The sequence below is a fragment of the Streptomyces herbicida genome (genome assembly GCF_032656585.1).
GTDB classification, from domain to species: Bacteria; Actinomycetota; Actinomycetes; order Streptomycetales; family Streptomycetaceae; genus Streptomyces; species Streptomyces herbicida.
Genome location: NZ_JAUYWJ010000001.1, coordinates 110,764 through 123,647 on the forward strand (window position 1 = coordinate 110,764; position 12,884 = coordinate 123,647).

Below are 12,884 nucleotides of genomic sequence, written 5' to 3' on the forward strand. Positions count from 1 at the left end.
ACGACCCGTCTGACGTGAGCTGTCACTGCGTGAACGCGCCGCACGACGACCGCGTTCCCGAGCCCGCTCCCTCCCAGACGCTACCTTCCGGCCACGCACCCGTCCCGTGGGGGCCCGTTCCGTGTGCCGGTATCGTTGCTGGCGGTCGGCCGCTTCGTAGACTTCCCCGTATCCAGGGGCGCGAAGCATTCGTACGAATGCACAAATAATCGTACGGGCCCGGCCGCCGTTAGACGCTCCCCCGAGAAAGGGCCCCACCGTGGCCGCCAAGCCCGTGGCCAAGCGCCTCGTCGTGCTGGTCTCCGGATCCGGCACCAATCTGCAGGCGCTCCTCGACGAGATCGCGCGCACCGGAAGCGAGGCCTACGGCGCCGAGATCGTCGCCGTCGGCGCCGACCGCGACGGCATCGAGGGGCTGGCGCGGGCCGAGCGGGCCGGGCTGCCGACCTTCGTGCGGAAGGTGAAGAACTACGGGACCCGGGAGGAGTGGGACGCCGCGCTCACCGAGGCCGTCTCCTCCTACGAGCCCGACCTGGTCGTCTCCGCCGGGTTCATGAAGATCGTGGGGAAGGAGTTCCTCGCGCACTTCGGCGGGCGGTTCGTCAACACCCACCCGGCTCTCCTCCCCAGTTTTCCGGGGGCCCACGGCGTACGGGACGCGCTCGCGTACGGCGCCAGGGTCACCGGCTGCACCGTCCACTTCGTCGACGACGGCGTCGACACCGGACCGATCATCGCTCAGGGCGTGGTGGAGGTCCGGGACGAGGACGACGAGAGCGCTCTGCACGAGCGCATCAAGGAAGTCGAGCGAAGGCTGCTCGTCGAGGTCGTGGGGCGGATCGCCCGCAACGGCTATCGCATTGAGGGACGAAAGGTAGTTATCCAGTGACCGCCGAGAGCAACAAGCGGGCCATCCGTCGCGCGCTCGTCAGCGTCTATGACAAGACCGGGCTCGAGGAGCTCGCCCGCGGGCTGCACGAGGCCGGCGTGGAGCTCGTCTCCACCGGGTCCACCGCCTCCCGTATCGCCGCCGCCGGGGTCCCCGTCACCAAGGTCGAGGAGCTCACCGGCTTCCCCGAGTGCCTGGACGGCCGGGTCAAGACCCTGCACCCGAAGGTGCACGCGGGCATCCTCGCCGACCTGCGCCTGGAGGACCACCGGCGGCAGCTGGCCGAGCTCGGCGTCGAGCCGTTCGACCTCGTGGTGGTCAACCTCTACCCGTTCCGCGAGACCGTCGCCTCCGGCGCCTCGCCCGACGAGTGCGTCGAGCAGATCGACATCGGCGGGCCGTCGATGGTCCGCGCCGCCGCCAAGAACCACCCGTCCGTGGCCGTCGTCACCAGCCCCGCCCGGTACGCCGACGTCCTCGCCGCGGTCAAGGAGGGCGGCTTCGACCTCGCCACCCGCAAGCGGCTCGCCGCCGAGGCCTTCCAGCACACGGCCGCGTACGACGTGGCGGTCGCCTCCTGGTTCGCCTCCTCCTACGCCCCCGTCGACGAGTCGCAGTTCCCCGACTTCCTCGGCGCCACCTGGGAGCGCGAGAACACCCTGCGCTACGGCGAGAACCCGCACCAGCCCGCCGCGCTCTACGTCGACGGCAGTGGCAGCGGTCTGGCCCAGGCCGAGCAGCTGCACGGCAAGGAGATGTCGTACAACAACTACACGGACACGGACGCCGCGCGCCGTGCCGCGTACGACCACGCCGAGCCGTGCGTCGCGATCATCAAGCACGCCAACCCCTGCGGCATCGCGATCGGCGCGGACGTCGCCGAGGCGCACCGCAAGGCCCACGCGTGCGACCCGCTGTCGGCGTTCGGCGGCGTGATCGCGGTCAACCGCCCGGTGTCGAAGGAGATGGCCGAGCAGGTCGCCGAGATCTTCACCGAGGTCATCGTCGCGCCCGACTACGAGGAGGGGGCCCTGGAGGCCCTCGCCAAGAAGAAGAACATCCGGGTGCTCAAGGCCCCCGGCGCCCCCGCCAACCCGGTCGAGGTCAAGGCCATCGACGGCGGCGTGCTGCTCCAGGAGACCGACCGGCTGCAGGCCGACGGCGACGACCCGGCCAACTGGACGCTCGCGACCGGCGAGGCGCTCTCCGCCGGGGAGCTGGCCGAGCTCGCCTTCGCCTGGAAGGCCTGCCGGGCCGTCAAGTCCAACGCCATCCTGCTCGCCAAGGACGGCGCCTCGGTCGGCGTCGGCATGGGCCAGGTCAACCGGGTCGACTCCGCGAAGCTGGCCGTCGAGCGGGCCGGCGCCGAGCGCGCCCAGGGCTCGTACGCCGCCTCCGACGCGTTCTTCCCGTTCCCGGACGGACTGGAGATCCTGACCGCGGCCGGCGTCAAGGCCGTGGCCCAGCCGGGTGGTTCGGTCCGCGACGAGCTGGTCGTGGAGGCCGCGAAGAAGGCGGGCGTGACGATGTACTTCACGGGCACGCGCCACTTCTTCCACTGAGCACGGCCGGACGACGCAGGCGTCCGGAACGCACAAGGGCCGTGTCCCCCCGTCCGGGGCGGGACACGGCCCTTGGCTGTGTGTGGTTCCGTACCGGCTCAGTACTTCGGGCGGTTGAACCATGTCGAGGCCGCGCCGTTGACCATCGCCGCGAGGACGATGCCACCGATGGCGAGGGAGATGATGCCGCCGAAGGTGGCCGAACCGCCCCCGCCGTTCACGATGTTGGCCAGGCTGCCCAGGATCATCAGCGACGAGTACACGATCGTCGTGATGCGGATGCCGCTGCCGCCGTTCTTGAACTTCACGCCGAGGAAGATCGACAGGCTGCCCAGCGCCAGCATCAGCAGGGCGATCAGGACGACCAGGCCGGTCGCCGTGCTGGTGTCGTCGCCGGAGCCCAGGGCGTTGGAGCCGTCCTGCAGGGCGGCGCCGGCGATGCCGATGATGATGCCGGCCAGGAACTGGAATCCGGCCACGATGAACAGCAGCACGCGGGCGGTCTTGATCAGGCCCGGCATCTCCATCGGCATGCCGTAGCCGTACGGCTGCTGGACCGGCGGGGCGGCGGGGTAGCCGTAGCCGGGCTGGGCGGGGGGAGTGGACGGGTAGCCGTACCCGGGCTGGCCCTGCGGCGGCTGGGGCGGGTAACCGGGCTGCTGGCCCTGCGGCGGGCCGTAGGGGTTGTTCGGGTCGCCGAAGCTCATGGCGGTCTTTCCTCCGTTGTTCAAGTGCGGGGACGACGCGCGGCACGGTGCGGAGGAGAGTTCTACAGATGCGGTCCGTCCCCCCGGTACTGCCCGCGGCACTGTGTGCTCATCGTTCTTTAGCGGGCTCTTACTTGTCCAGCCGCATTCGCTATGTGTTGTGCAAGTGCAACATCATTGATCATGGGGTGTCCATGATCGGGACCCGGATTGGAACCCGGAGCCCGTCATCCGCGAGGATGGGAGCATGACCGCCCAGATTCTCGATGGCAAGGCCACCGCAGCCGCGATCAAGTCCGATCTGACCGCCCGCGTGGCGGCGCTGAAGGAGAAGGGCGTCACGCCCGGCCTCGGCACGATCCTGGTCGGGGACGACCCCGGCAGCCAGAAGTACGTCGCCGGCAAGCACCGCGACTGCGCGGAGGTCGGCATCGCCTCCATCCAGCGCGAGCTGCCGGGCACGGCCACGCAGGAGGAGATCGAGGCGGTCGTACGGGCGCTGAACGAGGACCCGGCCTGCACCGGCTACATCGTCCAGCTGCCGCTCCCCAAGGGCATCGACGAGAACCGGATCCTGGAGCTGATGGACCCGGACAAGGACGCGGACGGCCTGCACCCGATGAACCTCGGCCGTCTCGTGCTCAACGAGCCGGCCCCGCTGCCCTGCACCCCGAACGGCGTGCTGACCCTGCTGCGCCGCTACGGCGTGGAGATCAAGGGCGCCGAGGTCGTGGTCGTCGGCCGCGGTGTCACCATCGGCCGCCCGATGCCGCTGCTGCTCACCCGGCGCAGCGAGAACGCGACCGTGACCCAGTGCCACACCGGCACCCGTGACCTCTCCGCCCACCTCAAGCGCGCGGACATCATCGTCGCGGCCGCCGGCTCCGCCCATCTGATCCGGCCCGAGGACGTCAAGCCGGGCGCGGCCGTCCTCGACGTCGGCGTCTCGCGCAGCGCCGAGGGCAAGATCGTGGGCGACGTCCACCCGGACGTGGCCGAGGTGGCCGGGTGGATCTCCCCGAACCCGGGCGGCGTGGGTCCGATGACCCGTGCGCAGCTGCTCGTCAACGTGGTCGAGGCGGCGGAGCGCAGTGCCGGCTGAGGACGATCTCCATACCCCCAGGACGCCCCGAGACGCGGAGCCGACGGTCCGTGACGCGATCAGCGCGCCGGACGCCGAGGGCCGCCCGAGGCGGACCACGCGCCGCTTCCCGCTGTTCACCCGGGACACCGCACGCCCCGAGGGCGGCGGCCGGGCCGCTCCCGGCGACGCCCCGGCGCCCGCCCGGCAGTGGCCGATGCTCGTCGTGCTGTCGGCGGTCGGCATCGGCCTGCTGCTGACCGCGCTCGACGTGTTCCGCTACGGGACCCTGCTGATCGGCGCCGCCCTGCTGGCCGGTGCGGTGATGCGCTGGGTCCTGCCGAGTGTCGGCATGCTCGCCGTGCGCTCCCGCTTCACGGACATCGTCACCTACGGCGTCCTGGGCCTGGCGATCGTCCTGCTGGCGATGATGGCCCAGCCCAGGCCCTGGCTGGAGATCCCGTTCCTGAAGGACACCCTGCACTTCACGATGAAGAACTAGGTTCCCCGTTACGACGCGACCGTGGCCCGTACGACGCGACCGTGGCCCGCACCTCCCCCGAGGGGCGCGGGCCACGGTCGTTCTCAGGGCGGGCGGACGCCCGGAAGCGGAGCTCCGCAACGGTGGCCCGTCCCCTCCCCCGAGCAGGGACGGACCACCGCCACGACCCACACTCCTGCACCGGGATCGGCCTGTTCAACGCCTGTCAGTGCGCTGTGGCACGGAGGTGACCGTTCCGCTACGTGACCGGATCCAGGTCACTGCCACGGGAACCGACCGGCCGCCCGGCATCGTCACCCGATCAGAGCGGGCGAACCGAAGAGCCGAAGCATGCCGGGAGGTGCACGATGGGCGGCTGGCAGCCGCTGCCGGACGAGCTCCCGCCGGAAGTACGGCACTTCGTCGAACACCTGCGGCTCCTCAAGGACAGCACCGGCCTCAGCCTGGTCGCGCTGGGCGCGCGCACCGCGTACAGCAAGTCCTCCTGGCAGCGCTACCTCAACGCGGTCCAGCCGCCGCCCCGGCAGGCCGTCGAGGCGCTGTGCCGGGTCGCGGACGTGGCCGGCCCGGACGCCGAACGGCACGCCGTGCGCTGGGAACTCGCGGTCAAGGCCTGGCCCCGCCCGGCGACGGCACCCGAACGCTCCGGGGGACCCGGCGGTGCCGAGGACTACGAGGACGACCCCACGCTTCCCTGGTGGGACCGGCCGGAGGAGGAACGGCCGCCCCGACCGGCCGGAGGCGTGCTGCTGTCCGCGGTCTTACTCCTGCTCGCCCTGCTCCTCGTCGCGGTCGTCGGAGCCCTCGTCTTCGGCTGACCTGAGTGCCCCAAGCCCGCATAATCGGGCTAACGTGTCCAATCGGGACGGTCCGGTGGACCGCGAAGAGGCCGGCGTGCAACGGTGCATGCCCAACGGGCCCTTTGCTCCCGTGCGCCCCCTTCCCGGGAACTGCGATCCTTAGGGGACGCATCCCTGTGGGTAGCCAGAACGGGGACTGGCGGAGGGCGCCACGCGCACGCGGCACAGGGGAAGGCGCGGGGAACAGAACAGCACCAACAGGGGGGAAAGAGGGGGAATCGATGCCTCGTTGGAAAGCCTTGCCGGATGAACTCGATCCGCAGGTCAGGGAGTTCGCAAGCCAACTGCGGCGGCTCGTGGACCGCAGCGGGCTGAGCATCGCGGCGCTGGCCGACCGCACGGGCTACAGCAAGACGTCCTGGGAGCGTTATCTCAACGGCCGACTGCTCGCGCCCAAGGGTGCGATCGTGGCGCTGGCCGAGGTCACCGGCACCAATCCCATTCACCTGACGACCATGTGGGAACTCGCCGAACGTGCCTGGAGCCGTTCGGAGATGCGCCACGACATGACCATGGAGGCGATCAGGATCTCCCAGGCGCGCGCCGCGCTGGGGGAGTTCGGCGGGCCTCCCGCGGGCGCCGGTGGAAGCAAGACGGCCCGCAAGGGCGGCAGTGCGACCGTCAGCCCCGGGATCGCGGGACCGGCGGGTGTGTCCCCGACGATCCCGCCCCAGCCGACGGCACCCGACGCCGACGCCCGGGAGGAGGCCGGGAAGGCTTCCGAGCCGAGTGGCACCAACTCCTGGGGGCTCGCCGGGTACGAGGGCCCGTCGCCGACGAGCCGACGGCCCTCCGGCCAGGCGGCGAAGCCCGAGGCCACGGGGCCGGCTCCGGCGCAGTCCTCCCCGGAGGGCCCCGGCCGGACCACGGCGACTCCGGGCCCGTACGGCGAACCTCCCCGGGCTCCGCGTCCGGGCGGCCCCTCCGGCGCGACGGGCGCGGGCAGGCGGCGGCTGACGATGTTCCTCGCGGGCGTCGTCGGCGCGGCCGTCGTCGTGGCCGCCGTCTTCTTCTTCAACCAGGGCGGTGGCAAGAAGCACGGGAATTCCGCCAAGTCGCCCTCCCCGTCCGCCAGCACCAACGCCAGCCTGCCCGCCGGGGTCAAGTGCAGCGGTGCGGGCTGCACCGGCAAGGACGCCGAGAGCATGGGGTGCAGCGGCGACCTGGTGACCACCGCCAAGTCCGCCGCCGTCGGCGGGGCCGTCCTCGAGGTCCGCTACAGCAAGACCTGTGGCGCGGCCTGGGGGAGGATCACCGGGGCCGCGCAGGGCGACCAGGTCCGCGTCACCGTGGGCAAGGTCAAGGAGAGCGGCGACATCACGACCCCCGGTGACACCATCGCGTACACCCCGATGGTGGCCGTGAAGGACGCGGGTGAGGCGAAGGCGTGCGCCACGCTGGCTTCGGGGCAGACGGGGTGCACCAAGTAGAACGGGGTGCACCGAGTAGAAACGTTCACCTTCGATGGGCGACGGCCGGCACGGCTCCTCGTGCCGGCCGGCGAACCGGCCCGGTGGGACGGTGGGAGAACGATCTTCCGGGACGGCCGGAAAACGATCCCGTGAGACATGCATGGGCGGCCGGATCCTGGGCACGCGAACGGTACCCCCACGGGAGTCCGGAAACCGGTACCCCCAAACGGCGGCCGCCTTCGTCTCACCTCTCCCGGACGGGCGGCCGCCTCCTTTTGTCACTCTGTGGGACGGGCCACACCGACCCGGCCGTGCGGGATGCCGGAGGCGCGATAGCCTGACCGCTGGATCTCTCTTGACGCCAAGAGATCGATCATTCACCCGTGATCGATCATCGCGGCGGGCACCGGCCACAAGCCGGGGCGGGGATCCCGTACCCCAGGGGCAGGGACGCCCCACCGTCAGCTGTCATACGGAGAACGCCATGACCCGCACTCCCGTGAACGTCACCGTCACCGGCGCGGCCGGCCAGATCGGTTACGCCCTGCTCTTCCGCATCGCCTCCGGCCAGCTGCTCGGCGCGGACGTGCCGGTCAAGCTGCGCCTCCTGGAGATCACCCCGGCCCTGAAGGCCGCCGAGGGCACGGCCATGGAGCTGGACGACTGCGCGTTCCCGCTCCTGCAGGGCATCGACATCAGCGACGACCCGAACGTCGCCTTCGACGGCGCCAACGTCGCCCTCCTCGTGGGCGCCCGCCCGCGCACCAAGGGCATGGAGCGCGGTGACCTGCTCTCCGCCAACGGCGGCATCTTCAAGCCGCAGGGCAAGGCCATCAACGACCACGCCGCGGACGACATCAAGGTCCTGGTCGTCGGCAACCCGGCCAACACCAACGCCCTGATCGCCCAGGCCGCCGCCCCGGACGTACCGGCCGAGCGCTTCACCGCGATGACCCGCCTCGACCACAACCGCGCGCTGACCCAGCTCGCGAAGAAGACGGGCTCCACGGTCGCCGACATCAAGCGCCTGACCATCTGGGGCAACCACTCCGCCACCCAGTACCCCGACATCTTCCACGCCTCGGTCGCCGGCAAGAACGCCGCCGAGGTCGTGAACGACGAGAAGTGGCTGGCCGAGGAGTTCATCCCGACCGTCGCCAAGCGCGGTGCCGCGATCATCGAGGCCCGTGGCGCCTCGTCGGCCGCCTCCGCCGCCAACGCCGCCATCGACCACGTGCACACCTGGGTCAACGGCACCGCCGAGGGCGACTGGACCTCCATGGGCATCCCGTCGGACGGCTCCTACGGCGTCCCGGAGGGTCTGATCTCCTCCTTCCCGGTCACCACCAAGGACGGCAAGTACGAGATCGTCCAGGGCCTGGACATCAACGAGTTCTCCCGCGCCCGCATCGACGCCTCCGTCAAGGAGCTCGAGGAGGAGCGCGAGGCGGTCCGCTCCCTCGGCCTCATCTGAGCCGTCCGGCAGTCCGCTTCTGTCACGAGCCCGCACGGGCCCTGTTCCGGTTTTCTTCCGGAACGGGGCCCGCGCCCGTTTTCGCCGCTACCGTCAAGAGCGGTACACAGCAGGGTGATTCGGGGGGTTCGCGATGAGCGAATGGGACGGCAGCGGTCAGGACAGCCACAGCTCGGGTTCGGGGCCGGAGCACGAGCCGAGCGAGGAGAGAGGCCAGGCCGCCTGGTCCGCGCACGGGCCGGACTCTCCGCCCCCGTGGGCGTCGGCCCAGACCCGTACGGACCCGGCACCGCCGCCATGGGCGGGCCCGCGCCCGGACGACGAGGCGGCCCGTGCGGCGGCCGACCCGCCGCCTCCGGCCACCGCACACGGCGCGGGCGAGGGGCCGCCGCCGTGGCCGGCCGGAGGGGTCACCCAGGGGCCCCCGGGGCTCTCGGCCGACCGCCGCCCCGCCGCCACCCCACCCCCGCCGCCACCCCCATGGGCGTCCGCCGAGACCCAGGTCGGCGCGCCGGCACCCCCGTTCCATACGCCGCCCCACATGGCACCGCAGATGCCGCCGCAGGCACAGCCCCACGCACAGCCCTATGTACAGCCCCAGGCACAGCTCCAGCCGCAGCAGCCCCAGGCCTGGGTCCCGGCTGCGTCCTTCCCGGCCCATCCGTACACCCCGCCCGGCGCCCCGCGGCGCGGCCCCGGCCGGGTGCTCCTCGTGGTCACGGTCATCGTCGTCGCCGCAGGCTCCGGTCTCGGCGTCTGGTTCCTCAACCGCGACGACGGCACCGGAACCGGGGCGAGCCCCTCCACGAGCGTCTCCGCCGGAGCCTCGACGCCGGGAACCTCGCTCCCGTCACAGACCCCCGAGAGCCCGCAGGAGACCCCGCAGGAAACCCCGCCGGCCTCGACGCCCGCCTCTTTGCCGGCCGCCGGCTACCGCACCGCTCAGGACCCGGTCGGCTACACGCTCAACGTGCCCGACGGCTGGACCCGTCGGCAGAAGCGGGGCGAGAAGGCCGTGGTGGTCTTCTACGACTCCCCGTCCGACGGCCGCCAGCTGCAGATCTTCGAGCTGTCGGAGTCCACCCCGGCCGAGTCCCTGGACCTGGCCGAGAACGACTCCACCTACGGCTACTCCAACCAGCCCGGCTACCAGGCGGGCAACCGCACCTCGGGCGACACCTGGGTCGAGCTGTCGTACCGCTACGACGACAAGGACAAGGGCGCCCGCCAGGTCATCGACCACCGCTTCCAGGCGGCCGACGGCACGCTCTACGCGATCCGCTCCAGCGGCCCCGGGGAACTGTCCGCCGACCAGGTCCGCGAGCCGCTCGACGCAGCCGTGGCCTCCTTCTGCCCGGCGGACTCCCAGTGCGGACAGTGATCATTCCAGCCCGCGCTTGCCCGGCGCCCAGAACGGCTTGGTGAGCACCGCGCGCCGGTCCCAGCCCGCCTCCCGGACGAGCACCTGCCGTACCGCCTGCACGGTCCGCGCCTCCCCGGCGACGTACGCCACGCCGCCGGGCGCGGGGCCGAGCCGCCGTACCGCCTCCGGCAGTGAACTTCCCCCGCGGACCAGCCAGTCGAGCCGTCCGGCATGGGCGAGAGGCAGCCGGTCCGCCGCCGTCTCCGTCTCGACGCACCCCGAGATCCGCGCCCCGTCCGGCAGCGCAGCAAGCATGGCCCCGAAGGCGACCGAGGCCGTCTCGTCCCCGACGAACACATGGTGCGCGGCCTCGGGACGCAGTACGAACGACCCCTCCGGCCGGCCCAGCCGCACCTCGTCGCCGACCCCGGCGGCCCGTCCCCACCGCGCCCCCGGTCCGTCGCCCGGATGGTCGAGCACGCACAACTCGACGGCGCCGGCGGGATCGTGGCGCCACACAGAGTACGTACGCCGGGTCAGCGCGCCGCCGACCAGGACCCGTACCTGCTGTCCGGGCCGCACGGTCAGCCCGGCGAGCGCGCCGCCCTCGATGCGCAGGCGCCGCATACGGGCGGCGACGGGTTCGGCCTCGGTGACGGTGCCGCGGAGCATCAGCAGGTCGAGGACGGGGTTCAGCAGGGCCGGCACGGACAGTCTCCTTGCGGGGAAATGACGTCAACTCATGGGAATGCGGCGGCGGTTGTGCGTCAGGAGGGCGCCGAGCGCGACAGTACGCGTTCCCCGCCGGACGCGACAGTGCGCGCGTCCGGACGGCCGCCGTACCCCGCGACGACGACGGCCGTCGCGGCCGGCACCACCAGGGCGACCGTGCGCAGGGCCGGGCCCATGCCGTCGATGAGGCCGGTGTGGGAGGCCAGGACCGTTCCGGTGACCGCGACGCCCAGGGCCGCGCCCGTCTCGCGGGCCGTGGTGCCGAGACCGGAACCGAGGCCCGCCTGGTGGGGCGGGAGCGAGGTGATGACGCCGAGGGTCAGGGCGGGCATGGACAGTCCGGTGCCGGCCGAGATGACGAGGAGCCAGCCGGCATAGGCCCGTCGGCACGCGCACCGCCGCTGTTGTCCGTCAGTCTCAGATGGACGGAGTGGGCCGCGAGGAAGGTGCGCGTCGCCTCGTCGGCCGGCTCCCTGGCGCTCGGGCCGCCGTCGTCCGCCGTGGCCGCCGTGACCAGGGCGGGAGACAGGAGCAGGACGGCGCTCAGGGTCGCACAGGCCGGCGTTCTCAGGGCCATCGCGTCGCCTCCGTGATCACACGCCTCTCGGTCAGCCTACTTTTGGACCGTTTTGTCCGCACGTTCCGTGAGGTGGCGCACTTTCCGGCATCGATTGCGCATGCAATCCGGCGGTCGGGGCAGGCGGCCTCCGTCCCCGAGAGTGACACAGATGTGACACAGGGGAACGGAACAGGAACGGAAGGCATCACCGAACATGGCGGACAGAACGGCACGACGGGCGACGGCGACCATCCATGCGGGAGGGGAGTGGCTGGACGCGGTCTCCGGCGCGACGCGCGAGATCATCGACCCCGCGGACGCCCTGCCCTGCGCGGTGGTCGCCGAGGGCGACGAGAAGGACACGGAGTTCGCGGTGGCCGCCGCCCGCCGTGCCTTCGACACCGGGCACTGGCCCCGCACGCCCGTCGCCGAGCGGACCGCGCTGCTGCGCCGGGTGGCCGACCTCCTCGTGCGCGACCGCGAAGAGCTCGGTCTGCTGGAGAGCCGGGACGCGGGCAAGACCCTTGAAGAGGGCCGCGTCGACATCGACTGCGTCGCCGACGCCTTCCGCTACTACGCCGACCTCGTCGCCGCCGAGGCCCCCGGCCGTGTGGTCGACGCGGGCTCGGCCGACGTGCACAGCGTCGTCGTCCACGAACCCGTCGGCGTCTGCGCGCTGATAACGCCCTGGAACTACCCGCTTCTGCAGGCCAGCTGGAAGATCGCCCCGGCGCTCGCCGCCGGGAACACCTTCGTGATCAAGCCGAGCGAGATCACCCCGCTGACGACGATCGCCCTGATCGAACTGCTCGTCGAGGCCGGGCTGCCCGCCGGAGCCGCCAACCTCGTCACCGGGCCCGGCCATTCGGTCGGCGCCCGGCTCGCCGAGCACCCCGACGTCGATCTGGTCTCCTTCACGGGCGGCCTGGTCAGCGGCACCAAGGTCGCCCAGGCCGCCGCCCCGACCGTCAAGAAGGTCGCCCTCGAACTCGGCGGCAAGAACCCCAACGTCGTCTTCGCCGACGCCTGCGCCACCGACGAGGGCTTCGACACCGCCGTCGACCAGGCCCTCAACGCCGCCTTCATCCACAGCGGCCAGGTCTGCTCGGCCGGCGCCCGGCTGATCGTCGAGGAGCCGCTGCGCGAACGCTTCGTCGCCGAACTCGCCCGCAGGGCGGGCCGGATCCGCCTCGGCCGGGGCACCGAGCCGGGCGTGGAGTGCGGCCCGCTGGTCTCCGAGCAGCAGCGCGCCAAGGTGGAGACGTATGTCGCCGCGGCGCTCGCCGAGGGCGCGGTCCTGCGCTCCGGCGGCAAGCGGCCCGAACCCGCCGCGACCAGGCCCGAGGCGGGCTACTTCTACGAGCCGACCGTCCTCGACCGGTGCCACCGCGAGATGAAGGTCGTCCGCGAGGAGGTCTTCGGACCGGTCCTCACCGTCGAGACCTTCCGCACCGAGGACGAGGCCGTGGCCCTCGCCAACGACACCGAGTACGGCCTCGCCGGAGCCGTCTGGACCACCGACGCGGGCCGCGCCCGGCGCGTCGCCGGGCGGCTGCGCCACGGCACCGTCTGGATCAACGACTTCCACCCCTACCTCCCGCAGGCGGAGTGGGGCGGCTTCGGCAAGAGCGGTGTGGGTCGCGAGCTGGGACCCGCCGGTCTCGCCGAGTACCGCGAGACCAAGCACGTCTACCACAACCTCGCGCCGAAGCCCGTGCGCTGGTTCGCCGGCTGAGCCCCCGC

11 protein-coding genes and 1 pseudogene are annotated in these 12,884 nt (G+C 72.0%); 9 read left to right on the forward strand and 3 right to left on the reverse strand.

Annotation, left to right across the window (positions count from 1 at the left end):
- Positions 1 to 259 precede the first annotated feature (259 nt).
- Positions 260 to 889: a phosphoribosylglycinamide formyltransferase gene (gene purN, locus Q8A52_RS00480; RefSeq protein ID WP_316747536.1), complete on the forward strand. Its 630-nt coding sequence runs from the start codon at positions 260 to 262 to the stop codon at positions 887 to 889.
- Positions 886 to 2,451, forward strand: a complete 1,566-nt coding sequence (gene purH / locus Q8A52_RS00485; RefSeq protein WP_316747537.1) for a bifunctional phosphoribosylaminoimidazolecarboxamide formyltransferase/IMP cyclohydrolase — start codon at positions 886 to 888, stop codon at positions 2,449 to 2,451. Before purN ends, purH begins: the two co-directional genes overlap by 4 nt.
- A gap of 98 nt (positions 2,452 to 2,549) precedes the next feature.
- Here the strand turns inward: purH and Q8A52_RS00490 are convergent, their stop codons facing one another.
- A complete protein-coding gene (locus tag Q8A52_RS00490; protein ID WP_316747538.1) occupies positions 2,550 to 3,158 on the reverse strand; it encodes a hypothetical protein in 609 nt (202 codons plus the stop codon).
- A gap of 247 nt (positions 3,159 to 3,405) precedes the next feature.
- On the opposite strand from Q8A52_RS00490, the gene Q8A52_RS00495 reads away from it, so the two are divergent.
- The 6 genes from Q8A52_RS00495 (at position 3,406) to Q8A52_RS00520 (ending at position 9,868) form a co-directional block, all read left to right on the forward strand.
- The gene (locus Q8A52_RS00495; RefSeq protein ID WP_316747539.1) at positions 3,406 to 4,260 is read left to right on the forward strand and encodes a bifunctional methylenetetrahydrofolate dehydrogenase/methenyltetrahydrofolate cyclohydrolase; all 855 of its coding nucleotides are present in this window, start codon (positions 3,406 to 3,408) and stop codon (positions 4,258 to 4,260) included.
- Positions 4,250 to 4,741 carry a DUF3017 domain-containing protein gene (locus tag Q8A52_RS00500; protein ID WP_316747540.1) on the forward strand — a complete coding sequence of 164 codons (492 nt, stop codon included), beginning with the start codon at positions 4,250 to 4,252 and terminating at the stop codon, positions 4,739 to 4,741. Before Q8A52_RS00495 ends, Q8A52_RS00500 begins: the two co-directional genes overlap by 11 nt.
- A gap of 347 nt (positions 4,742 to 5,088) precedes the next feature.
- Positions 5,089 to 5,559 carry a helix-turn-helix domain-containing protein gene (locus Q8A52_RS00505; protein WP_316747541.1) on the forward strand — a complete coding sequence of 157 codons (471 nt, stop codon included), beginning with the start codon at positions 5,089 to 5,091 and terminating at the stop codon, positions 5,557 to 5,559.
- Positions 5,560 to 5,822: 263 nt separating this feature from the next.
- On the forward strand, positions 5,823 to 7,031 hold the full coding sequence (locus Q8A52_RS00510) for a helix-turn-helix domain-containing protein (protein ID WP_316747542.1): 1,209 nt from the start codon (positions 5,823 to 5,825) through the stop codon (positions 7,029 to 7,031).
- Positions 7,032 to 7,497: 466 nt separating this feature from the next.
- The gene (locus tag Q8A52_RS00515) at positions 7,498 to 8,487 is read left to right on the forward strand and encodes a malate dehydrogenase (protein WP_316747543.1); all 990 of its coding nucleotides are present in this window, start codon (positions 7,498 to 7,500) and stop codon (positions 8,485 to 8,487) included.
- A 133-nt stretch (positions 8,488 to 8,620) separates the two neighbouring features.
- Positions 8,621 to 9,868: a hypothetical protein gene (locus Q8A52_RS00520; protein ID WP_316747544.1), complete on the forward strand. Its 1,248-nt coding sequence runs from the start codon at positions 8,621 to 8,623 to the stop codon at positions 9,866 to 9,868.
- Here the strand turns inward: Q8A52_RS00520 and Q8A52_RS00525 are convergent, their stop codons facing one another.
- Together Q8A52_RS00525 and Q8A52_RS00530 are read right to left on the reverse strand one after the other, a co-directional pair.
- Positions 9,869 to 10,558 (reverse strand): siderophore-interacting protein, encoded by a 690-nt coding sequence (locus Q8A52_RS00525; protein ID WP_316747546.1) that lies wholly within the window; start codon positions 10,556 to 10,558, stop codon positions 9,869 to 9,871.
- A 59-nt stretch (positions 10,559 to 10,617) separates the two neighbouring features.
- Positions 10,618 to 10,959: pseudogene (locus tag Q8A52_RS00530) on the reverse strand (MFS transporter); the annotation flags it as partial.
- Positions 10,960 to 11,355: 396 nt separating this feature from the next.
- On the opposite strand from Q8A52_RS00530, the gene Q8A52_RS00535 reads away from it, so the two are divergent.
- Complete coding sequence (locus Q8A52_RS00535; protein WP_316747548.1) at positions 11,356 to 12,876, forward strand: aldehyde dehydrogenase family protein; 1,521 nt, start codon at positions 11,356 to 11,358, stop codon at positions 12,874 to 12,876.
- Positions 12,877 to 12,884 lie beyond the last annotated feature (8 nt).

Bases quoted from the DNA above. Each gene is read 5' to 3' on its own strand.
- Q8A52_RS00490 (WP_316747538.1), bottom strand. From the start codon at position 3,158: ATGAGCTTCGGCGACCCGAACAACCCCTACGGCCCGCCGCAGGGCCAG.
- Q8A52_RS00495 (WP_316747539.1), top strand. From the start codon at position 3,406: ATGACCGCCCAGATTCTCGATGGCAAGGCCACCGCAGCCGCGATCAAG.
- Q8A52_RS00505 (WP_316747541.1), top strand. From the start codon at position 5,089: ATGGGCGGCTGGCAGCCGCTGCCGGACGAGCTCCCGCCGGAAGTACGG.
- Q8A52_RS00510 (WP_316747542.1), top strand. From the start codon at position 5,823: ATGCCTCGTTGGAAAGCCTTGCCGGATGAACTCGATCCGCAGGTCAGG.
- Q8A52_RS00515 (WP_316747543.1), top strand. From the start codon at position 7,498: ATGACCCGCACTCCCGTGAACGTCACCGTCACCGGCGCGGCCGGCCAG.
- Q8A52_RS00520 (WP_316747544.1), top strand. From the start codon at position 8,621: ATGAGCGAATGGGACGGCAGCGGTCAGGACAGCCACAGCTCGGGTTCG.
- Q8A52_RS00535 (WP_316747548.1), top strand. From the start codon at position 11,356: ATGGCGGACAGAACGGCACGACGGGCGACGGCGACCATCCATGCGGGA.